The 20,219-nt window shown below is 65.6% G+C and carries 18 protein-coding genes; 11 read left to right on the top strand and 7 right to left on the bottom strand.

Going from position 1 to position 20,219, the window contains the following annotated elements; translation table 11 throughout:
- Positions 1-197 precede the first annotated feature (197 nt).
- Complete coding sequence (gene rpmE / locus DCM79_RS24235; RefSeq protein WP_011084323.1) at positions 198-425, top strand: 50S ribosomal protein L31; 228 nt, start codon at positions 198-200, stop codon at positions 423-425.
- Positions 426-634: 209 nt separating this feature from the next.
- On the opposite strand, the gene DCM79_RS24230 is transcribed toward rpmE, so the two are convergent.
- Both DCM79_RS24230 and DCM79_RS24225 read right to left on the bottom strand, forming a co-directional pair.
- Positions 635-1,144: a DUF1465 family protein gene (locus tag DCM79_RS24230; RefSeq protein ID WP_028138473.1), complete on the bottom strand. Its 510-nt coding sequence runs from the start codon at positions 1,142-1,144 to the stop codon at positions 635-637.
- 591 nt (positions 1,145-1,735) lie between these two features.
- Positions 1,736-1,927: a DUF1192 domain-containing protein gene (locus tag DCM79_RS24225; RefSeq protein ID WP_257176676.1), complete on the bottom strand. Its 192-nt coding sequence runs from the start codon at positions 1,925-1,927 to the stop codon at positions 1,736-1,738.
- Positions 1,928-2,044: 117 nt separating this feature from the next.
- Between DCM79_RS24225 and DCM79_RS24220 the strand changes: the two genes are divergently transcribed.
- Together DCM79_RS24220 and DCM79_RS24215 are read left to right on the top strand one after the other, a co-directional pair.
- Positions 2,045-3,043 carry an NAD(P)H-quinone oxidoreductase gene (locus DCM79_RS24220; protein ID WP_257176675.1) on the top strand — a complete coding sequence of 333 codons (999 nt, stop codon included), beginning with the start codon at positions 2,045-2,047 and terminating at the stop codon, positions 3,041-3,043.
- 139 nt (positions 3,044-3,182) lie between these two features.
- Positions 3,183-6,059 carry an EAL domain-containing protein gene (locus tag DCM79_RS24215; protein ID WP_257176674.1) on the top strand — a complete coding sequence of 959 codons (2,877 nt, stop codon included), beginning with the start codon at positions 3,183-3,185 and terminating at the stop codon, positions 6,057-6,059.
- Between the two features lie 127 nt (positions 6,060-6,186).
- Here DCM79_RS24215 and DCM79_RS24210 read toward each other — a convergent pair whose 3' ends face one another.
- Complete coding sequence (locus tag DCM79_RS24210; protein WP_028138477.1) at positions 6,187-6,450, bottom strand: hypothetical protein; 264 nt, start codon at positions 6,448-6,450, stop codon at positions 6,187-6,189.
- A 154-nt stretch (positions 6,451-6,604) separates the two neighbouring features.
- Between DCM79_RS24210 and DCM79_RS24205 the strand changes: the two genes are divergently transcribed.
- A complete protein-coding gene (locus DCM79_RS24205; protein ID WP_257176673.1) occupies positions 6,605-8,101 on the top strand; it encodes a diguanylate cyclase in 1,497 nt (498 codons plus the stop codon).
- A 211-nt stretch (positions 8,102-8,312) separates the two neighbouring features.
- Here the strand turns inward: DCM79_RS24205 and DCM79_RS24200 are convergent, their stop codons facing one another.
- Positions 8,313-9,188: a UTP--glucose-1-phosphate uridylyltransferase gene (locus DCM79_RS24200; RefSeq protein WP_257176672.1), complete on the bottom strand. Its 876-nt coding sequence runs from the start codon at positions 9,186-9,188 to the stop codon at positions 8,313-8,315.
- A 222-nt stretch (positions 9,189-9,410) separates the two neighbouring features.
- Between DCM79_RS24200 and DCM79_RS24195 the strand changes: the two genes are divergently transcribed.
- Both DCM79_RS24195 and DCM79_RS24190 read left to right on the top strand, forming a co-directional pair.
- Positions 9,411-10,805 carry a lytic murein transglycosylase gene (locus DCM79_RS24195; protein ID WP_257180835.1) on the top strand — a complete coding sequence of 465 codons (1,395 nt, stop codon included), beginning with the start codon at positions 9,411-9,413 and terminating at the stop codon, positions 10,803-10,805.
- Between the two features lie 170 nt (positions 10,806-10,975).
- A complete protein-coding gene (locus DCM79_RS24190; RefSeq protein WP_257176671.1) occupies positions 10,976-12,685 on the top strand; it encodes a DUF459 domain-containing protein in 1,710 nt (569 codons plus the stop codon).
- A gap of 174 nt (positions 12,686-12,859) precedes the next feature.
- Here the strand turns inward: DCM79_RS24190 and DCM79_RS24185 are convergent, their stop codons facing one another.
- Both DCM79_RS24185 and DCM79_RS24180 read right to left on the bottom strand, forming a co-directional pair.
- On the bottom strand, positions 12,860-13,228 hold the full coding sequence (locus tag DCM79_RS24185; RefSeq protein WP_028138482.1) for a CsbD family protein: 369 nt from the start codon (positions 13,226-13,228) through the stop codon (positions 12,860-12,862).
- Positions 13,229-13,311: 83 nt separating this feature from the next.
- Complete coding sequence (locus DCM79_RS24180; protein WP_257176670.1) at positions 13,312-14,049, bottom strand: SDR family NAD(P)-dependent oxidoreductase; 738 nt, start codon at positions 14,047-14,049, stop codon at positions 13,312-13,314.
- Positions 14,050-14,145: 96 nt separating this feature from the next.
- Here DCM79_RS24180 and DCM79_RS24175 point away from each other — a divergent pair, with 96 nt between their 5' ends.
- The gene (locus tag DCM79_RS24175) at positions 14,146-14,925 is read left to right on the top strand and encodes an SDR family NAD(P)-dependent oxidoreductase (protein WP_257176669.1); all 780 of its coding nucleotides are present in this window, start codon (positions 14,146-14,148) and stop codon (positions 14,923-14,925) included.
- Between the two features lie 98 nt (positions 14,926-15,023).
- On the top strand, positions 15,024-15,911 hold the full coding sequence (locus DCM79_RS24170) for a TauD/TfdA family dioxygenase (RefSeq protein WP_257176668.1): 888 nt from the start codon (positions 15,024-15,026) through the stop codon (positions 15,909-15,911).
- A 165-nt stretch (positions 15,912-16,076) separates the two neighbouring features.
- On the opposite strand, the gene DCM79_RS24165 is transcribed toward DCM79_RS24170, so the two are convergent.
- Complete coding sequence (locus DCM79_RS24165; protein WP_028138486.1) at positions 16,077-16,721, bottom strand: YqgE/AlgH family protein; 645 nt, start codon at positions 16,719-16,721, stop codon at positions 16,077-16,079.
- A 142-nt stretch (positions 16,722-16,863) separates the two neighbouring features.
- On the opposite strand from DCM79_RS24165, the gene DCM79_RS24160 reads away from it, so the two are divergent.
- From DCM79_RS24160 to DCM79_RS24150, 3 genes are all read left to right on the top strand, one after another.
- Positions 16,864-17,703 (top strand): protein-disulfide reductase DsbD domain-containing protein, encoded by an 840-nt coding sequence (locus tag DCM79_RS24160; protein ID WP_257176667.1) that lies wholly within the window; start codon positions 16,864-16,866, stop codon positions 17,701-17,703.
- A gap of 116 nt (positions 17,704-17,819) precedes the next feature.
- Positions 17,820-19,187 carry a flippase gene (locus DCM79_RS24155; RefSeq protein ID WP_373568112.1) on the top strand — a complete coding sequence of 456 codons (1,368 nt, stop codon included), beginning with the start codon at positions 17,820-17,822 and terminating at the stop codon, positions 19,185-19,187.
- Between the two features lie 197 nt (positions 19,188-19,384).
- Positions 19,385-20,209 (top strand): sulfite exporter TauE/SafE family protein, encoded by an 825-nt coding sequence (locus tag DCM79_RS24150; RefSeq protein WP_257176664.1) that lies wholly within the window; start codon positions 19,385-19,387, stop codon positions 20,207-20,209.
- The last annotated feature ends 10 nt before the right edge of the window (positions 20,210-20,219 follow it).

Genomic DNA, 20,219 nt, shown 5'->3' with positions numbered 1-20,219 from the left:
GAGATCTGGCCCATTGCATTCGTCTGCTCCCAATAGGCCGGTGCAAGGGTAGTGGCAAATCCGGGATGTCCCTTAGGGGCAAACCCGGTTCAGCCGCGCAAGCCCGCTTGTTTTGGCTGATATCGTGAGGTATAGAGCCGGCCAAATCCGTCATTCGCGAGCCACCAGAACAGGCGCCGGGCGCCGAGGAATTTGTCATGAAAGCCGAAATTCATCCGGATTATCATACGATTAAAGTCGTGATGACCGACGGAACCGAGTACCTGACCCGCTCCACCTGGGGCAAGGAAGGCGACACGCTGAACCTCGACATCGACCCGAAGTCGCACCCGGCCTGGACCGGCGGCAACGCCCAGATCATGGACCGCGGCGGCCGCGTCTCGCGCTTCCAGAAGAAGTTTTCGGGCTTCCTCAAGAAGGACTGATCCGGCCCGAAAGGGCTGGAGACGAAAAACGCCCCCGGGAAACCGGGGGCGTTTTTGTTTATCGCGCGCTGTCATTCCGGGGCGCCCGAAGGGCGAGCTACGATGCGCAATTGCGCATCTGAGAATCCATAACCACGATCGGGAGTATGGATTCCGGGCCCGCGCCAAGAGGCGCGTCCCGGAATGACGACCGAGATGGTTGATCGACCTTACCGCTCGAACGCGGCCTTCAGCGCGTTGAGGTGCGGCACCAGCGGATTGCCGATTGCGACGTGCTCGGCCGGCGGGGTGTGGATGGTGGTGTCGAGGCGGCGGACGCGGGTCTGCAGGCTCATCGAGCGATGGATCAGGTCCTGGAGCTGCGCGGGCAGCTTCTCGATGGTGTCGGCGGGGCCGGGATCGGCGGCGCTGAGCTTGACCTTGGTCTTCTCGCGATTGGCCTGAACAAGCGTCATCTCGCCTTCCTTCACCGCGCGGTGCAGCAGCAGCCACGAGGCGAGCTGCATCAGGCGGGTGGTGAGACGCATGCTCTCGGTCGCGTAGGTGAGGCTGACGGCACGGTCGAGCGCCTTGGCCTCGGTGCGTCCGGCGCCGTCGAGATAGGCGGCGGTTTCTTCGACCAGATCCATGCCCTCGCGGAACAGAACGCCGAACGCCGCGGAATTGGTGAACCGCTCGCTCAGTTGAACGAGAGCGCCGTCGGCCTGCAAACGTTCCATGGTTAACGCCTCTTACGCAACTGTTTGACTGTCCGGCTTCGGCGCCGGCTTTATGATGAACAAATCATTGCGCGGGCGAGACCCGGAGTCCAGTGACAAGCGCGGATATGGTTTCCGCGGGTCATTCCGAGGAATTCAACCGGGAATAGACGCAAAAAAAGAGCCGCCGGAGACCGGCGGCTTTGAAAGTTGATAACAGGGAGGCGTCAAACAGAGTGGACAGGAGCCACTCGGTGTCCAAACGAGGACAGTTCCAGTCATAAACCCGAAAGCTTAATCTGGAGTAAACGAGCGATTTTTTTGACGGTTCGTTAGCCATGTCGGCCAGTGGCCGAGTACGGTGCGATGGCGTCTCTCTCGCCGCCGTCATTCCGGGGCACGACGAAGTCGTGAGCCCGGAATCCATAGCCACAGCAACATGGAGTGGCCCGCCTGCCCGTTTCAGCGGCTTGGGGTTATGGATTCCGGGCTCGGCGCTACGCGCCGCCCCGGAATGACAATGGAGAGATCTACGGAGGGCATGGGTCCCGGCTCTGCGGAGCAGCGCTACGCGCTGCACCGCGCCCGGGACACGACAAGAGAGGCCCGCGACTACTTCTTGAAAAAATGATCCGCCGCATCGCGCGAGGCGCGCTTCTTGGTGGCGGCTTCCTCCAGTCTTGCGATCTCGGTCTTGAGCAAGGTCACGCGCTCGGTCAGTTCTTCGACCGACAACAGTGAGAGATCCTGTCCGATCTCGTGGCTGATCTTCGTGCGCGGGCGGTCGTCGTCTTCCGTCGCCATTCTCGCTCCTCCTTTCGTCCGCGGACCGGACCGCAACGCTGAGGCGGTTGCCAGTCCGGACTGCGCTGGCTAATCAAAGGCCTGGTTCATCCCCGCACCTTTGCTCAAGGACACATCATGGACAAGCTGCCCGCGCAAATGACCGTGGTCGCCATCTCCAAGCCCGGCGGACCGGAGGTGCTGATCCCGGAACAGCGCAGCCTGCCGCAGCCCGGCCCGGACGAGATCCTGGTCAAGGTGATGGCCGCCGGCGTCAACCGGCCCGACGTCGCACAGCGCTCCGGCGCCTATCCGCCGCCGCCCGGCGCCAGCGACCTGCCCGGCCTCGAGATCGCCGGTGAGGTGGTCGCGGTCGGCAGCAACGCCAGGCGGCACAAGGTCGGCGACAAGGTGATGTCGCTGGTCGCCGGCGGCGGCTATGCGCAGTACTGCATCGCCCAGGACGCCCAGGCCATGAGCGTGCCGCCGGCGCTGTCGATCAAGGAAGCCGGCGCGCTGCCGGAGACCCTGATGACGGTCTGGCACAACGTGTTCGAGCGCGGCGGCCTCAAGGCCGGCGAGACGCTGCTGATCCATGGCGGCTCCTCCGGCATCGGCACCATGGCGATCCAGCTGGCGAAGGCGTTCGGCGCCAAGGTGTTCGTCACCGTGGGATCGCAGGACAAGTGTGATGCCTGCCTCAAATTGGGCGCCGACCGCGCCATCAACTACAAGACCGAAGACTTCGTCGCCGTGGTCAAGGAAGAGACCAACAAGGAAGGCGTCAACCTGATCCTCGACATGGTCGCCGGCGACTATGTCGACCGCAACTACGACGCCGCCGCGGTCGATGGCCGGATCGTGCAGATCGCAACCCTCAACGGGCCCAAGGTCAGCGTCAACATCGCCAAGGTGATGGTCAAGCGCCTCACCCATACCGGCTCGACCCTGCGCCCCCGTACGAATGCGGATAAGGCGGCGATGGTGGCCGCAATCGAGCAGAAAGTGATGCCGCTCTTGCGCGAAGGCCGCGTCAAACCGCTGATGGACAGCACTTTCCCGCTGGAAAAGGCCGCCGACGCGCATCGGCGCATGGAAACCAGCGCACATATTGGCAAAATTGTGTTGGAGGTCTAGGCCGCTGACCCACAGGGCGGGCCGGAAACCCTTTGATTTTCCTCGCTTTCGTGGCATCTATCGCGACGCACCGGACCACTTCGGTCCGGTCTGAAATCAGCTCTTACTCAGAGTTTGCGTCGAACGCGGAGAACTGACCTTGCGTCTGATCAGGTGCCTCGCGCCCATCGCGCTGGGCCTCATGATTCTCGTCGCCGCGTATCCCGCGCGCGCGCTCGACGCCGTCAGCGTGCGCAGTGACGCGCCCGCGATCGACCTCACCGGCGTGCTCGAGCATCAGCGCAGCGATGCCGACCGCATCCAGGTCTCCACCGCGCCCGGCACCGACGGCATCGTCCGCCGCATCGAGGTGCGCGCCCGCGAAGGCGGCCAGAACTGGGTGGTGTTCGCGCTCGCCAACAACACCGACGACCAGCTCGACCGCCTGATCGTCGCCCCGCATTACCGCATCGTCTCCTCGGGGCTGCTGTGGCCGGACCTCGGCCTGTCGCGCATCGCGACCATCACGCCCTCGATTGGCGACCGGCCGGAGCGGCAGGAAAGCGCGACCGCGGACGTGTTCCGCATCACGCTCGATCCCGGCGCCGTCGTCACCTTCGTCGCGGAGCTACGCACCGACAAGCTGCCGCAGCTCTATCTGTGGGAGCCGGAAGCCTACAAGGACAAGGTCAACTCGTTCACGCTGTACCAGGGCATCGTGATCGGCATCTCCGGCTTGCTCGCACTGGTGCTGACCATTCTGTTCGTGGTCAAGGGCAGCATCATGTTCCCGGCCGCCGCGGCGCTGGCCTGGGCCGTGTTGGTCTATATCGGCGTTGATTTCGGCTTCTGGGGCAAGGTCCTCGACATGTCGAACAACGCCGAGCGCATCTGGCGCGCGGCGGGCGAGGCGATCCTGGCGGCCACGCTCCTGGTGTTCCTGTTCGCCTACCTCAATCTCAGCCGCTGGCATGTGCGCTATTCGCACATCACGATCGGCTGGCTCGCCTTCCTGGGATCGCTGGTGGCGCTCGCGCTGTTCGATCCGGCGGTGGCCTCCGGCATCGCGCGCATTTCGCTGGTGCTGATCGCCTTCGCGGGCTTTGCGCTGATCGTCTATCTCTCCACCCACGGCTTCGACCGCGCCGTGCTGCTGATCCCGACCTGGTTCCTGCTCGTCGTCTGGGTGGTCGCGGCCGGCATGACCGTCGCGGGCTCCGTCACCAACGACATCGTCGGCCCGGCCCTGCTCGGCGGCCTCGTGCTGATCGTGATGCTGATCGGCTTCACGGTGATGCAGCATGCCTTCGCCGGCGGCGGCGCCACCACCGGCGTCGTCTCCGACATCGAGCGGCGCGCGCTGGCGCTGGCCGGCTCGGGCGATCTGATCTGGGACTGGGATGTCTCCGCCGACAAGGTCTTCACCAGCCCCGAGACCGAGGCCCTGCTCGGCCTCAAGCGCGGCACGCTGGAAGGCCCGGCCGCGTCCTGGCTCGAAGTGCTGCATCCGCTCGACCAGGACCGTTTCCGCGCCGCGCTCGACAGCGTGCTCGACCAGCGCCGCGGCCGCCTGGTGCAGGATTTCCGCCTGCGCACCCCGGACGGCCATTTCATGTGGTTCGCGCTGAAAGCCCGCCCGGTGGTCGGCTCGGACGGCGAGGTCTCGCGCGTCGTCGGCACGCTCACCGACGTCACCGAGCTGCGCAACGCCGAGGAGCGCCTGCTGCACGATTCCGTGCACGACAACCTCACCGGCCTGCCCAACCGCAAGCTGTTCATGGACCGGCTGGGTGCGGTCGCCAACTTCGCCAAGACCATGCCGACGCTGCGGCCGACGCTGATGGTGATCGACCTCGACCGCTTCAAGCAGGTCAACGATTCCGTCGGCATCGCGGTCGGCGATTCCATCCTGCTCACCCTTGCCCGCCGCCTCACCCGCATCCTGAAGCCGCAGGACACGCTGGCCCGCATGGCCGGCGATCAGTTCGGCCTGATCCTGCTGTCGGAGCAGGACCCCGCCCGCATCACCGCCTTCGCCGAGACCATCCGCAAGACCATCCGCGCGCCGATCGCCTTCAACGACCGCGAGATCTTCCTCACGGCCTCGATCGGCCTCGCACTGTCCGATCCGCAGACGCAGCTGACGGACGAGATCATCAAGGACGCCGAGCTGGCGATGTATCATTCCAAGCGCATCGGCGGCGACCGCATCGACGTCTACAAGCCGGCGATGCGGGCGCGGAAGACCGATCGCCTGACGCTGGAGAGTGAGCTGCGCCGCGCCATCGAGCGCCAGGAGCTGACGATCCTGTACCAGCCGATCGTGCGGCTGGAGGATCGCTCGGTCGCCGGCTTCGAAGCGCTGGTGCGCTGGGATCACCCCAAGCTCGGCCGCATGGCGCCGTCGGAATTCATCAGCATCGCGGAAGAGACCGGCCTGATCGTCGACCTCGGCATGTTCGTGCTCGACCAGACCGCCAAGCAGCTCTCGGTGTGGCAGCGCGCGATGCGCTCGCGCGAGCCGATCTTCGCCTCCGTCAACGTCTCGTCGCGGCAATTGCTGCGCCACGACCTGATCCACGACATCCGCACCGTGCTCTCGCGCTCCTCGGTGGCGCGCGGCACGCTCAAGCTCGAATTGACGGAATCGCTGGTGATGGAGAACCCGGAGCACGCCGCGCAGATGCTGACGCGGATCCGCGAGCTCGGCACCGGGCTCTCGCTCGACGATTTCGGCACCGGCCATTCCTCGCTGGCCTATCTGCAGCGCTTCCCGTTCGACACCATCAAGATCGACCAGTCCTTCGTGCGCACCACCAACCGCGGCACCCGACCGGTGATCCTGAAGTCGATCATCGCGCTCGCGCACGACCTCGGCATGGACGTGGTGGCCGAGGGCGCCGAGACCGATTCGGACGCGGTCGAGCTCTACCAGATGGGCTGCGAATACGCCCAAGGCTTCGCCTTCGGCGAGCCGATGGACGCCGACGCCGCTATGCGGCTTTTGACGGAAGTGCGGCTGGAAGCGGCGAGCTGATCGCTCGCACCTCTGAAACCGGTATCGTAGGGTGGGCAAAGGCGCCCTGGCGCCGTGCCCACCGTTCAGAGGTGGTGGGCACGCTTTCGCTTTGCCCACCCTACGATACTGTTGGCATGCCGCTGCACTACCACCGCCTCTGCGACTTCTGCTTCCTGAACCGCACGCTCGCACCGTCAGGCATCCGTGTCGCGACGAAGCCCGCGGCGAGGCAGGCTTCGCGCTGCGGCATCTGGATGTCGGGGCTGCGCAGGCTGTCCCACCACGAGGCACGATTGGCCGCACGCGGCAGGGCCGCGCCGATGATCTCCTCGATCTGTTCGAAGCTCAGCACCAGCTCGTCCTGCTTCTGCCGCATCAGATAGTCGCGCAACGCGTCGTAGTCGTTCACAATCGTCCTCTCGTCCGAAAGCGGGTCTGCTCACACCGGATCTGCCCAAAACCGTGAGCTGCGTAAACCGATTCTTAACTCAGTACGGCAGCGCCGTCCCGCCTTAAACATCGCGCAAGCTTTCGGGCGCATCCACTTATGTCGGGAGCAAACGATGCTGTCTGGATGGCGCGACGCCATGGCCCGCCGGCCGTGGCGGATTTCGGCGAAACTGCTGATCATCTCGTCCATCGTGACGGTGATCGGCTTTTCCGCCGTTTGCGTCAACGTGATGCTCGACATGCGCCGCGGCGAGGAGGCGCTCGCCCGCCAGACGCTGGAGAACCTTGCAACCACCATCCAGTCCGACGTCAGCCGCAACGTCGAGATCTATGATTTGTCGCTGAAGGCGGTCGCCAGCAACATGCTGCTGCCCGAACTCGCGACGGTGTCGAAGCCGATCCGACACCTGATCCTGTTCGACCACGCCACGACGGCCAGGCATTTCGGCGCCATCCAGGTGTTCGATGCCGAGGGCCGGCTGACCATCGACGCCTCCACGCTCGATCCCCTGCCCGAGAACCGGAGCGAGGAGGATTACTTCAGGGTCCATCGCGACAATCCCGGCATCGGGCTGTTCATCAGCCGTCCCATGCTGTTTCGCGGCACTTACGCGATCGTGCTGAGCCGGCGCATCAGCGACACCGACGGCGGGTTCCTCGGCATCGTCGCCGGCTCGATCCGCTTCAGCTATTTCCACGAATTGTTCGAGCAGCTGAAGCTCGATCCTGAAGACACCATCACCGTCCTCAAGCGCGACCGCACCATCATGATGCGGCGGCCATTCGATCTCGACATCATCGGCACCAACCTGAACGATCGCCGCAGCTGGAGCGCCGACAACCTCCGAATCGGCGCCGCCTATTCGGGGCAGGGCCCGGTCGACCCGACGCCGCGGCTCTATGTCCGCAGCGGCGACAAAGGACCGCTGTTCGTGGTGGCGGGCAAACCCCTGACCGCCGTCTTCGCGCTCTGGGAGAAGGAGGCGTTCCGCATCGGCGCCGTGGTGCTGGCGCTCGCGCTGTTCGTGCTGGCGTCGACGCTCGTGCTGGCGCGCGAGATCGGCCGGCGTGCCGAGGCCGAGCGCAAGCTGGAGGAGATGGCGACGACCGACGCGCTCACCGGCCTCAAGAACCGCCGCAAGTTTGATTCCGTCATCGACGTCGAATGGCGGCGCGCCATGCGCCAGAAGGCGCCGATCGCGCTGGTGATGATCGATGCCGATCACTTCAAGGCCTACAACGATAGCTTCGGTCATCAGGCAGGGGACCAGGTGCTGGTCGGCATCGCCATTTGCATTTCCGATTCGGTGAGCCGGGCCGGCGACTGTGCCACGCGCTATGGCGGCGAGGAATTCGCCGTGCTGCTGCCGAATACGTCGCCCACCGACGCCTTCAAGGTCGCCGAGGCGATCCGGACCAAAGTGCAGGGCTGGTCCGATGAGCAGGTGATTTTGACGGTGTCCTGCGGCGTCGCCAGCCTGGTTCCCACCGCCGGCATGGACTGGTCGATCCTGGTCGCCGCCGCCGACAAGGCGCTCTACGCCGCGAAAGCCGGCGGCCGCAACCAGTCGGTGGTCGCGAGCCTGCCGAAGCTGTCGCTGGTGGCGTGAGCTTCGCCATCGTCGCTGGGCACGACGCAATCCGCCACGCCACAGCTGTCGTCCCCGCCTAGTGCGCAATTGCGCACGGGGCGCGGGGACCCATACCGCGGAATCTATCGATCGTCGCTGGTAGCAGTACCGGACTACGAATCTTCGCCAAACGACTCCCTGGGTTATGGGTCCCTGCGTTCGCAGGGACGACACCGGAGTTTGTGGCGCGTTACTGCCCCAGATACTTCTTCATCTCCGCGATCAGGCCGTCACGCAGCTCGGGGCGCTTCAGGCCGTAGGCGATGTTGGCGCGCAGGAAGCCGGGCTTGGAGCCGCAATCGTGGCGCTCGCCCTCGAACTCGACGCCGTAGAACTTCTGCGATCTGGCAAGGCCGATCATGGCGTCGGTGAGCTGGATCTCGCCGCCGGCGCCGCGCTCCTGCGTTTCCAGGATCTTGAAGATCTCGGGCTGCAGGATGTAGCGGCCGGTGATCGAGAGGTTCGAGGGCGCGGTGCCCTTGGCCGGCTTCTCGACCATGCCGTCGACCTCGAACATCTTGCCGCTGCGCTTGCCGACGCCGCAGATGCCGTATTGATGGGTGAGATGGTCGGGCACCGCCTCGACCGCGACCAGATTGGATTTCTCGCCGAGCGATGATGCCATCTCGATCATCTGCTTGAGGCAGCCGGGCGTGTTGAGCACGAGCTCGTCGGGCAGCACGACGGCGAACGGCTCGTTGCCGACGATGTCGCGCGCACACCAGACCGCGTGACCGAGGCCGAGCGGCGCCTGCTGGCGCGTGAAGCTGACGGCGCCCGCCTCGGGCTGGTTCTGCGCCAGGATGTCCTGCTCGGCCTTCTTGCCGCGCGCCGCAAGCGTCGCGTCGAGCTCGTACATCCGGTCGAAATGATCTTCGATGACGTTCTTGTTGCGGCCGGTGACGAAGACGAAGTGCTCGATGCCGGCCTCCCTCGCCTCGTCATAGACGTACTGGATCAGCGGCTTGTCGACGATGGTCAGCATTTCCTTCGGCATCGCCTTGGTGGCGGGCAGGACACGGGTGCCGAGGCCGGCGACGGGGAATACGGCTTTGCGAATTTTCATGTGATTGATCGAATACCTGAGAGCCCATGGGAACGGAGCTGGGAACGGAACAATGGCATTTGCTAACCTGTTTGCAGCCGCCAACAAAGGCGGATGTGGGGCCTCACCCGCGCAGAGTTAAGAAAAAGGCCGCCACCAAAATTTCACCTTTGTTAAGCTATTGGCAACCGTAACCAGGCCTCCTGATGGCGGATTTTTGAAATGCCCGATGGGTGGGACATGATGCGATCGGTGGCAGGACGGGCAAGACGGACGGTATCCGCGACCGGCGCGATGATGGTTGCAGCCGCTTTGCTGCTGCCCGCCGGCGCGCACGCTCAGGCGCAGAACGGCCTGTCCAACCTGTTCGGCGGCATCTTCTCCGGCTCCAACGCGGCGCCCTCTCAGCCTGCGCCGGGACCCGGCGGCGGTCAAACGGGAGCATTGCCCTGGACCGGCGAGGACGGCGCTTCCGGCCATCCCTTGATGACGGCGGCAGCGATCCGCGAGGCCGCCGGCAATTTCAACAATTGCGTCGCCGGGATGTGGCCCGATGCCTCACGGCGCGGCGTCACCCAGGAAAATTTCCAGCGCTTCACGGCCGGGCTCAGCCCCGATCTGCGCATCATGGACCTCATGGATTCGCAGCCCGAGTTCACCAAATCGATCTGGGCCTATCTCGACATCCTCGTGAACGACAACCGCCTCGCCAAGGGCCGCGAGATTCTCGCCACATACAAGGCGCAGTTCGACGCCACCGAGAAGGCCACCGGCGTCGATCGCTACATCATCGCCTCGATCTGGGGCATCGAGTCCAATTACTCGACGCAGATGGGCGACCGCAGCGTGCTGCAATCGACCGCGACGCTGGCCTGCATCGGCCGCCGCCAGGCCTATTTTAAGGACGAGTTCCTGTCGGCGCTGGAGATCCTCAACCGCGGCGACCTCAGGCCGGAGCAGATGCGCGGCTCCTGGGCCGGCGCCTTCGGCCCGACCCAGTTCATGCCGACCGCGTTCAAGCGCTTTGCCGTCGATGGCGACGGTGACGGACGGCGCGACGTCGTCGACAATCCCACCGATCTGATCGCATCGACCGCCAACAATCTGAAGAAGGATGGCTGGCAGCCGGGCCAGACCTGGGGCTATGAGGTCGTGGTGCCGCAAGGCTTCAACTACATGCTGGCCGACCGCGCCAAGGCGATGCCGATCACGCAATGGGAGAAGCTCGGGCTGAAGCGGGCGACGGGCCAGCCATTCCCGCATCCGGCGGAGAAGGCCTACCTGCTGGCGCCGGCAGGCGCGCAAGGACCCGGCTTCCTGATGCTGCAGAACTATCGCGTCATCATGAAGTACAATCCGGCCGAGGCCTATGCGCTGGCGATCGGCCATTTCGCCGACCGCCTGCGTGGCGGGCAGCCCTTCGTGCAGCCCTGGCCGCGCCAGGAGCGCGAGCTGTCGCGCACGGAGCGGCTGGAGCTGCAGCAGCTGCTGGCCCAGCGCGGCTTCTACAAGGGCACCCCGGACGGCCAGTTTGGCGGCCAGACGCGGGAGGCGCTGCGCAATTTCCAGGCCTCGATCGGGGTGCCCGCCGACGGATTTGCCTCCTCCGACGCGCTGGATCGGCTGCGCGGACGGTAGAATCGCCCCGAAAGTAACCCTGAACAGGGATTTTGCCCGCCGCGCTTGACGCAGGCGGCTGTTCCCCGGTGTATGGGGCAAGAATCTGCAACGGAATTTGCCCGTTTCGCGCCCGATTCCGTTACTATATTGAGCCACTTCCGATCCCCGTTGCGCGTGCCCGAGATCGCATGTCGAAGAAGTCCCTGTTCAAGGCACTGACCGAGACCGGCCCGTTGATCGCGCTGGGGACGGCGCTTGCGATCCTGGTGGTGATCGCAGGACCTGCCTCGGCGCAGTTCTTCAACTTCCCCGGCTTCGGCGGCCCGCCGCAGCGCTCGGCGCCACCGCCACCCCGAGGTGGTGGAGGCGGCGGCTGGTTCGGCGGCGACTTCTTCGCACCGTTCCAGCAGCAACAGCAGCAGGCGCCGCGGCAGGATTTTTCGCGCGCCCCGGCGCCGGCCAAGCGCGACACCATCCCCGAGAAGAACGCGCTGGTGCTCGGCGATGCCATGGCCGACTGGCTCGCTTACGGCCTGGAAGACGCCTATGCCGAGCAACCCGACATGGGCGTGATCCGCAAGCACAAGACCGTTTCCGGCCTGATCAGGTACCAGCCCAAGGGCGAGCCCTCGGACTGGGCGGCGGCGGCAAGGGGCATCCTCGAGACCGAAAAGCCCGACGTCATCGTCGTCATGCTCGGCCTCAACGACCGCGCCGCGATCCGCGAGCCTGTGGCGGAGAAGACGGACAAGCCCGCTGCGGACAAGGACAAGAAGAACGACAAGGGCGCGCGCGGCAAGCCACCGGCAAAGCCCGGCGAGACGAAGCCCGGCACCGACAGTGCTGCCAAGCCCGAGGACAAGCCGGCTGATGCCGACCTGCCGCAGGACGACGCCGACAACGCCGACACGCCTGCGGCCGCGCCGGAAAAGACCGCGCGCAATCCGAACGGCCTCTACGAATTCCGCGACGAGCGCTGGATCGAGCTCTACAGCAAGAAGATCGAGGAGCTCGCGGCCGTCCTCAAGTCCAAGGGCGTGCCGGTGCTGTGGGTCGGCCTGCCGGCGGTTCGCGGACCCAAGGGCACTGCGGATACGCTGTTCCTGGATTCGCTCTATCGCGAAGGCGCGGCCAAGGCCGGCATCACCTATGTCGACGTCTGGGACGGTTTCGTCGACGAAGCCGGCCGCTTCCTGCAGAAGGGCCCAGACTTCGAAGGCCAGATTCGCCAGCTGCGCAGCTCTGACGGCGTCTATTTCACCAAGGCCGGCGCGCGCAAGCTCGCGCATTATGTCGAGCGCGAGATCACGCGCCTGCTGGCCGGACGCTCCGGCCCGATCGCGCTGCCGAGCGAGCCCGCGACCCCCGACACCAGTGCCGAGCCCGGCAAGCCCGCGCCGCGGCCGCTGGCCGGGCCGATCGTGCCGCTGGTCGCGGCCTCGATCTCGACCGATCAATTGCTGGGCGGCCCGGGCTCGCGTCCCGCCGCCGTCGATGCGCTCGCTGCGCGGACGATGGTGAAGGGCGAGCCGCTGGCAGCGCCGGCCGGCCGCGCCGACGATTATGCCTGGCCGCGCCGCGAAGTCGGCCGCGAGCAGGCCAAGGGCGATACGCCGATGGCCGCGACGACGCCTGAGGGCAATGCCGCCAATCCCACCGCGGCTGGCGCCGCCGCCGCGATCGGGCCGCCGAAACTTGCGCCGAAGAAGCCGCCGGTGCCGCCGCAGCAGCCGGCGCAAGCGCCGCCCTCGTTCCGCGATTTCTTCGGCTTCGGCTCGCCGCAGCCAGGGCCGCCGCGTCAACTGGCGCCGGCACCCGGCCCGCGCAATCCAGCTCCCAATCCGGGGATTCCGCGTCCGCCGGGCAACGTCGGCCGCTCCGCCGAGATGTTCCGGTAAGCGAAGGTCTCGTGTCCCGGACGCGACGCAGCACCTCTTGGTGATGCGGCGCAGAGCCGGGACCCAGCTCCTCTCACGACATTCAAAAAAAAGAATGGGCCCCGGCTCAGCAGCGCACCACTGCGTGATGCGCTGCGTCCGGGGCACGAGAAACGTGAGCTCTTGGCCCAGCCGTTAATAGCGCCAGCGCGGCGGCGGGCGGCGGGCGGGGCGCGACATCAGCAGCGCGAGCGCAAAACCGATGCCGCCGGCCACCATCAGGGCGCCGAGCGGATTGTCCTGCACCTTCTTCGACAGCGCCTGCGTGCCGTCGCGGAAGGTGTCGCCGCTGTTCTCATAGGCGTCCTTGGCGTAGCTCGTCGCGGTGTCCGCGGCATCGCGCACGGCATCCTTGGCCTGGCCGTAGAGATTCTGCACCGTGCCCGCAGCCTCGCGCGCCTTGCCCGATGCCTGCGTCTTGGCATCGCCTGCCAGGTCTCCAATCGCGCCTTCCGCGCGCCCGGCATATTCCTTGGCCGATCCAACAATCCGATCCGTGTCCATGATGCTCCTCCTCGGGGGTCAGCCCAAGTAACCGATCAGGAGCAGCGCAGTTCCAAGCGATGACGAAAGTGTTGCCCGGCCGGCTACAAAATCAGCCCGCCATCGACGACCAAAGTCTGGCCGATGATGTAGGACGACAACGGCGAGGCCAGGAACAGCGCCGCGCCCGCCATGTCGGCCGGCGTGCCCAATCGCCGCAGCGGGATGCGCGCGAGCGCGCCTTCGAGCCGCTTGGGATTGTCGGTCGTCACCTTCGTCATCTTGGTGTCGACGAGGCCGGGTGCGATGCCGTTGACGCGGATGCCGTCCTCGGCCCAGGCCTCGCCGAGGGTTCGCGTCAATCCGACCGCGCCGGTCTTCGAGGCGTTATAGGCGGGATTGCCCATGGTGGAATGATAGGCCGCGGTCGATGACACCATGATCAACGCGCCCTTGCCATCCCGCAACATGGAATGAAACCGCGTCGCACAGGCCATCAGGCTCATCAGGTTGACCTCGACCACCTTGCGGAAGCCGGCCATCTCGAACTCGCCGCGGCGATAGAGCACCGCGCCTTGCGCCAGCACGAGCACGTCGAGCCTGTCGAAGGACGGCTTGAACGCCTCGATCGCACCGGGATTGCTGACGTCGAGCTGCGCGTAGGAAAGGCCCGTGAGATCGGAGCCTTCCTCGGCGGAATATTCCGCTGCGCGAGCCCGCGTGCCGCACACCGCGACCTGCGCGCCCCGCGTGCGAAAAGCCTGCGCGATGCCGTTGCCGATCCCGCTCGAGCCGCCGACGACCAGCACCTGCTTGCCTGAGAAATCGAGCTCGTTCGCCATGGCGGCCTCCCTTTTGTCTTGCTTGTTTGACCTGTCTGCGGATCGATGCCAGCCTTGTCAATCATAACAAGAAAAGCAGCGTTCCGAGGAAACAACATGTCCGAATTCAAAGAGCTCAGCCGGTCCGTCAAGGGCCTGACCGTTCTCGTCACCGGCGCGGCCAGCGGCATGGGGCGTGCCACCGCGCGCGTGTTCGCCGCCGAGGGCGCCAACGTCGCCGTCACCGATTACGACGCGCAGGGCGCGCAGGCGGTGGCCGCGGAGATCGCCGCGCGCGGTGGTGCAGGAAAAGCGTGGAAGCTCGACGTTGCCGACGGCGGCGAGATCAAGCGCGTGGTGAATGAGGTCGCGGCACATTTCGGCGGGCTCGACATCATCGTCAACAACGCCGGCATCTCCGTCCGCGTCGCGATCGACGACGAGAGCTATGAGGACGCCTGGGCAAGGGGCATCGCCGTGATGCTGACGGCGCATCCGCGCATCATCCGCGCCGCGCTGCCGCATCTGCGCAAGTCGCGGTGCCCGCGCATCGTCAACATCGCCTCGACCGAGGCGCTCGGAGCCACCGCGTTGCACAGCCCCTATTCGGCGGCAAAGGGCGGCGTTGCCAGCCTGACCCGCTCGCTCGCCGTGGAGCTGGGCCGCGAGGGCATCACCGTCAACTGCATCTGCCCTGGGCCGATCCGCACTGGGATCACCGACCGCATCTCCGAGGAGCACAAGACCATCTACGCCAAGCGCCGCACCGCACTCGGCCGTTACGGCGATCCCGAGGAGGTCGCGCATATGACCTTGAGCCTGTGCCTGCCGGCGGCGTCCTTCCTCACCGGCGCGGTGATCCCGGTCGATGGCGGGCTGATGGCACGAAACGCGTGAGAGGCATGCGCGCCGCGCGTTGACAAGTCCGAGCGCGGGAGTAGCTTTTTCGTCGACAGAGCGGGACCAACCGCTCGCGACACGCGGGAGAGAACGTCATGACGATCGCCATCCGGCAGCTGCAAAAACATTTCGTCGGCGAGGTGTCCGGCCTCGATCTGCGCAAGCCTCTCACCGAGGCCGAAGCACGCGAGGTCGAGGCCGCCATGGATAAATACGCGGTGCTGGTGTTCCACGACCAGGACATCACCGACGAGCAGCAGATGGCCTTCGCCCTGAACTTCGGCCAGCGCGAGGACGCCCGCGGCGGCAACATCACCAAGGCCGATGAATACCGCCTCACCTCGGGCCTCAACGACGTCTCCAACCTCGGCAAGGACGGCAAGCCGCTGCCGAAGGACAGCCGCGCCAATCTGTTCAATCTCGGCAATTGCCTGTGGCACTCCGACAGCTCGTTCCGCCCGATCCCGGCAAAGTTCTCGCTATTGTCGGCGCGCGTGGTGAACCCAAAGGGCGGCAACACCGAGTTCGCCGACATGCGCGCCGCCTATGACGCGCTCGACGACGAGACCAAGGCGGAGATCGAAGACCTCGTCTGCGAGCACTCGCTGATGTATTCGCGGGGGTCGCTCGGCTTCACCGAATACACCGACGAGGAGAAGGAGATGTTCAAGCCGGTGCTGCAGCGGCTGGTGCGGACCCATCCCGTGCACCGTCGCAAGTCGCTGTATCTGTCGTCGCATGCGGGCAAGATCGTCGGCATGAGCGTGCCTGAAGGGCGCTTGCTGCTGCGCGATCTCAACGAGCACGCGACGCAAGCAGAATTCGTCTACGTCCACAAATGGAAGCTGCATGACCTCGTGATGTGGGACAACCGCCAGACCATGCATCGCGTCCGCCGCTACGACCAGTCGCAGCCCCGCGACATGCGCCGCGCGACGGTGGCGGGGACGGAGCCGACGGTGCAGCAGCAGGCGGCGGAGTAATATAGTCTGCAACCGGTGTCATCGCCCGCGAAGGCGGGCGATCCAATATTCCAGAGGCCTGCGTTGAAGGAAGCGTTCTCACCACATCCGCTACGGCGTACTGGGTCGCCCGGTCAAGCCGGGCGACGACTGCGGTAAGTGGAACCAATATAGCGGACCCTGATGCTACGCGTGCCCTGCCTCGTTCGAGAGCATGCCGGGATCGATGCCGATCTTCTGCAAGGCGCGGGTGTATTTGTCGTCGACGTCGTCGCCGAAGATCAAATCCGCATCCGCATCGCAATGCAGCCAGCCGTTGCTCTGGATCTCGGTCTCGAGCTGGCCCGGCGCCCAGCCGGCATAGCCGAGCGCGAGAATGGCGTGCTTGGGGCCGGAGCCGCTGGCGATGGCGCGCAGGATGTCGACGGTCGCCGTAAGGCAGACGCCGTCGTCGATCCGCAGCGTCGCGTTCTCGATGTAGAAATCGCTGGAATGCAGCACGAAGCCGCGTCCGGTATCGACCGGGCCGCCGCGCAGTACCTTCATGCTTTCGGCATTCTCCGGCAGCTTGATGTGCTCGCCCTTCTTGATGATGCCGAGCTGCTGCAACAGCTCGGGGAAGTCGATGCTGCCGGCCGGGTGGTTCACGATGATGCCCATCGCCCCTTCCGCGGAATGGGCGCAGAGATAGATCACCGAGCGCTCGAAACGGGAATCGCCCATCACGGGCATCGCGATCAGCAGCCGGCCGTCGAGATAACCGGCCGAATTGGGAAGCGCCGGACCCGCGCGGCGGGTGCTTTCGCCCGTTCTCTTTCCTGTGGGAGCCATCGGTGAAGCACTCCGGTTTCAATTCCTATCCTGATGTCGGCCCGGGCCGCTGTCAAATCAAGCCTTGCAGGGACGCGATTCGGCTGCATCCATCACAAGCAATTCAATGGTTTGCCCCGGGGCGACCCTGTAAAGACGTGCCATGCTGACGAGAGTTCCCCTGCGTGCGGCGATTGGCGTCGCGACAACCCTGCTTGCGTCATCGCTGGCCATCGCAGCCCGCGCCGATGACGCTTCGCCGTGGCAGCGCGACGGACATTCCGCGGTGCGGCTATTGGCGGGATCGCGCAGCGGCGCCGTCCTGCTCGGCGGTATCGCCTTCCAACTCCAGCCTGGATGGAAGACCTACTGGCGTACCCCCGGCGATTCCGGCGTTCCGCCGCGGTTCGACTTCTCGAAGTCGGACAATGTCGAGGCGGTGACGGTGATGTGGCCGGCGCCGCAAAAATTCGCCGACGGCGCCGGCGGCCATTCGATCGGCTATCGTGACCAGATCGTGCTGCCTTTGCGCATCGTCGCCAAGGCGGCCGACAAGCCCGTGACCTTGCGCGCCGAGATCAATTACGCCGTGTGCGAGAAGCTCTGCATTCCGGTCGAGGCCAAGGCCGAGCTCGGCTTCAACAGCGTCGCCTCGACAGAGGACGCCAATTTGCGCGCCGCGCTCGACACCGTGCCCAAGCCCGCCAATATCGGCGATCCCAATCCGCTCACCATCCGCGACGTCAAGCGCGACGGGCCCAAGAACGTCGTCGTCGACGTGATCACGCCCGACAGCCGCAACGTCAATCTGTTCGTGGAAGGCCCGACGCCCGATTGGGCGCTGCCGATTCCGGCGCCGGTGCAGCACGGCCCGCCCGGTGTGATGCGGTTTTCCTTCGAGCTCGACGGTCTGCCGCCGGGCGCCAAGCCGGATGGTGCGGCGCTGAAATTCACGCTGGTCGGGCCGGAGAAGGCCTACGAGTTCAATACGAACTTGGAATGAGTGGCGCGCTGTCCGGGACGACACCGAGGATGGAACGCCACCCAACCCAATCTTAACGAATGGTTGCTAATCCCTCACCTGCCGCAGCATGCCGGGCGATCTGAGGGACCTTCGAATTGGCCGTGATGGATGCAGAACCCGCAACGACCGGACCGGCCGGGCTGATCGCGCGGCTGCGGGCCAGGCTGACGGGCGGGCCCAGCGAGGCCTCGCTGACGCGGCGGCTCGCCGGCACCATCTTCATCATCCGCGTCATCAGCGCCGGCCTCGCTTATGTCTCGCAGGTGCTGCTGGCGCGCTGGATGGGCACGTCCGATTACGGCGTCTATGTCTATGTCTGGACCTGGGTGCTGCTGCTCGGCAGCATGATGGATTTCGGCATCTCGGCTTCGGCACAGAAGATCATTCCGGAATATCGCGCCAGCAACGAGCAGGCGCTGCTGCGCGGCTTTCTCTCCGGCAGTCGCTGGCTGACTTTTGCCGTGTCGACACTGGTGTCGCTCGGCCTCGCCGGCATCGTCAGGCTGCTGTCGCCCTGGATCGATCCAGCCGAGCAACTGCCGCTCTATATCGGCTGCATGACCCTGCCCGCCTTCGTGGTCGCCAACACCCAGGACGGCATCGCGCGCTCGCATGACTGGATGCAGCTCGGGCTGATGCCGCAATTCATCATCCGCCAGGCGCTGATCATAGGCATTACGGGCGCGGCCTTCCTGCTCGGCTATCATCTCGGTGCCGTCGCCGCGATGGTTGCGAGCGCAGGCGCGGTGTGGATCGCGATGACCGGGCAGATGGTGGCGCTGAACCGCAAGCTCGCCGATCACATCGAGCCCGGTCCCAGCGCTTACGACATCCGCGGCTGGCTTGCCGTCTCGCTGCCGATCCTCCTGGTCGAGAGCTTCTATTTGCTGCTGTCCTACACCGACGTGCTGGTGCTGCAGCAGTTCCGTCCCTCCGATGAGGTCGGCGTCTACTTTGCGGTGGTGAAGACGCTGGCGCTGGTCTCCTTCATCCATTACGCGATGTCGGCGACGACGGCGCATCGCTTCGCCGAATACAACGCAAGCGGCGACAAGGCCCGGCTGTCGGCCTACGTGGCGCATGCGATCAACTGGACGTTCTGGCCGTCGCTGGCGGCGACCATCGTGCTGCTCGCGCTCGGCAAGCCGCTGCTCTGGTTGTTCGGGCCGCAATTCGTGGTCGGCTACGACATCATGTTCGTCGCCGCGATCGGGCTCGTGGTGCGCGCCGCGATCGGGCCGGTCGAGCGGCTGCTCAACATGCTCGGTCAGCAGAAGATCTGCGCGCTCGCTTACGCGCTGGCCTTCGTGATGAACCTCGTGCTCTGCATCGCGCTGGTACCGCGCTATGGCGGCCACGGCGCTGCCGCTGCGACCTCGATCTCCCTCACCTTCGAGACGGTGCTGTTGTTCTGGATCGTGCGGCAGCGCCTTGGCCTGCACGTGCTGGCGTTCGGGAAATAGGCGCTGCACGCCTCGATGCCTGCTGCTTTGTCGGGGAACGGCACTGTCAGCGCACGCACGCGAACGAGGCAAAACGCCTCCGCTTTTTCAACGCGAGGCAATATTTTTCTTATTCTGCCGAGGTGGTTGCGCATCAGGGGAACCTTATCCTACGTCGTATTGCCTAACCGACCAGATCAACCTAAGATTATTCTGATATGCTCGATCCACTCTACGTCGCCTCTGGCTTCGGCGTCGGCCTCCTTGTCGGGATGACCGGCGTGGGCGGCGGCTCGTTGATGACGCCGCTCTTGATCCTGCTGTTCGGTGTTCATCCCTCCACGGCGGTCGGAACCGACCTGCTCTATGCCGCCGCGACCAAGGCCGGCGGCAGCGTGGTGCATGGCTGGTCGCGCAGCGTGCACTGGCCGGCGGTGCTGCGGCTCGCCTGCGGCAGCATTCCCGCGAGCGCGCTGACGCTGCTGGTGCTGTGGAAGCTCGACCTCAAGAACGATTCCGAGCGCAGCCTGGTCAATCTGGTGCTGTGCTTCGCGCTGCTGCTGACCGCGACCTCGCTGATCTTCCGCAAGTCGATCATGGAGCGCTATCGCAGCCGGCTGGAGCGCGTCGACGATCGCACCACCGCGATCGCGACCGTCGTCACCGGCATCGTGCTCGGCGTGCTGGTCTCGATCTCGTCGGTCGGCGCCGGTGCGGTCGGCGTCACCGTGCTGCTGCTGCTTTATCCGCGCCTGCCGATGGTGACCATCGTCGGCTCCGACATCGCCCACGCGGTGCCGCTGACGCTGGTCGCCGGCATGGGGCACTGGGCGCTCGGCGACGTGGATTGGGCCTTGATGGGCGTGCTGCTGATGGGCTCGCTGCCCGGCATCATAGTCGGCAGCTACAGCGCGACGCGCGTGCCCGAGACGGTGTTGCGGCTGACGCTTGCCAGCGTATTGGTCGTCGTCTCCGGCAAGATCATGTTTGCCGAGCTGAACCTGTCCTCGGCGTTCGTCACCGCCCTGGCCTGGACGCATTGAGCGGGAAGCT

Origin of the sequence: Bradyrhizobium sp. WBOS07 (assembly GCF_024585165.1) — a bacterium.
GTDB lineage: Bacteria > Pseudomonadota > Alphaproteobacteria > Rhizobiales > Xanthobacteraceae > Bradyrhizobium > Bradyrhizobium japonicum_B.
This window is presented reverse-complemented; position numbering and strand designations above follow the sequence as displayed.

Excerpts from the sequence above, each read along its gene's own strand:
- DCM79_RS24160 (WP_257176667.1), top strand. The coding sequence starts at position 16,864 with ATGCTGACGAGAGTTCCCCTGCGTGCGGCGATTGGCGTCGCGACAACC.
- DCM79_RS24200 (WP_257176672.1), bottom strand. The coding sequence starts at position 9,188 with ATGAAAATTCGCAAAGCCGTATTCCCCGTCGCCGGCCTCGGCACCCGT.
- DCM79_RS24195 (WP_257180835.1), top strand. The coding sequence starts at position 9,411 with ATGCGATCGGTGGCAGGACGGGCAAGACGGACGGTATCCGCGACCGGC.
- DCM79_RS24175 (WP_257176669.1), top strand. The coding sequence starts at position 14,146 with ATGTCCGAATTCAAAGAGCTCAGCCGGTCCGTCAAGGGCCTGACCGTT.
- DCM79_RS24190 (WP_257176671.1), top strand. The coding sequence starts at position 10,976 with ATGTCGAAGAAGTCCCTGTTCAAGGCACTGACCGAGACCGGCCCGTTG.
- DCM79_RS24180 (WP_257176670.1), bottom strand. The coding sequence starts at position 14,049 with ATGGCGAACGAGCTCGATTTCTCAGGCAAGCAGGTGCTGGTCGTCGGC.
- DCM79_RS24165 (WP_028138486.1), bottom strand. The coding sequence starts at position 16,721 with ATGGCTCCCACAGGAAAGAGAACGGGCGAAAGCACCCGCCGCGCGGGT.
- DCM79_RS24150 (WP_257176664.1), top strand. The coding sequence starts at position 19,385 with ATGCTCGATCCACTCTACGTCGCCTCTGGCTTCGGCGTCGGCCTCCTT.
- DCM79_RS24185 (WP_028138482.1), bottom strand. The coding sequence starts at position 13,228 with ATGGACACGGATCGGATTGTTGGATCGGCCAAGGAATATGCCGGGCGC.
- DCM79_RS24230 (WP_028138473.1), bottom strand. The coding sequence starts at position 1,144 with ATGGAACGTTTGCAGGCCGACGGCGCTCTCGTTCAACTGAGCGAGCGG.
- DCM79_RS24220 (WP_257176675.1), top strand. The coding sequence starts at position 2,045 with ATGGACAAGCTGCCCGCGCAAATGACCGTGGTCGCCATCTCCAAGCCC.
- rpmE (WP_011084323.1), top strand. The coding sequence starts at position 198 with ATGAAAGCCGAAATTCATCCGGATTATCATACGATTAAAGTCGTGATG.
- DCM79_RS24205 (WP_257176673.1), top strand. The coding sequence starts at position 6,605 with ATGCTGTCTGGATGGCGCGACGCCATGGCCCGCCGGCCGTGGCGGATT.
- DCM79_RS24170 (WP_257176668.1), top strand. The coding sequence starts at position 15,024 with ATGACGATCGCCATCCGGCAGCTGCAAAAACATTTCGTCGGCGAGGTG.
- DCM79_RS24225 (WP_257176676.1), bottom strand. The coding sequence starts at position 1,927 with ATGGCGACGGAAGACGACGACCGCCCGCGCACGAAGATCAGCCACGAG.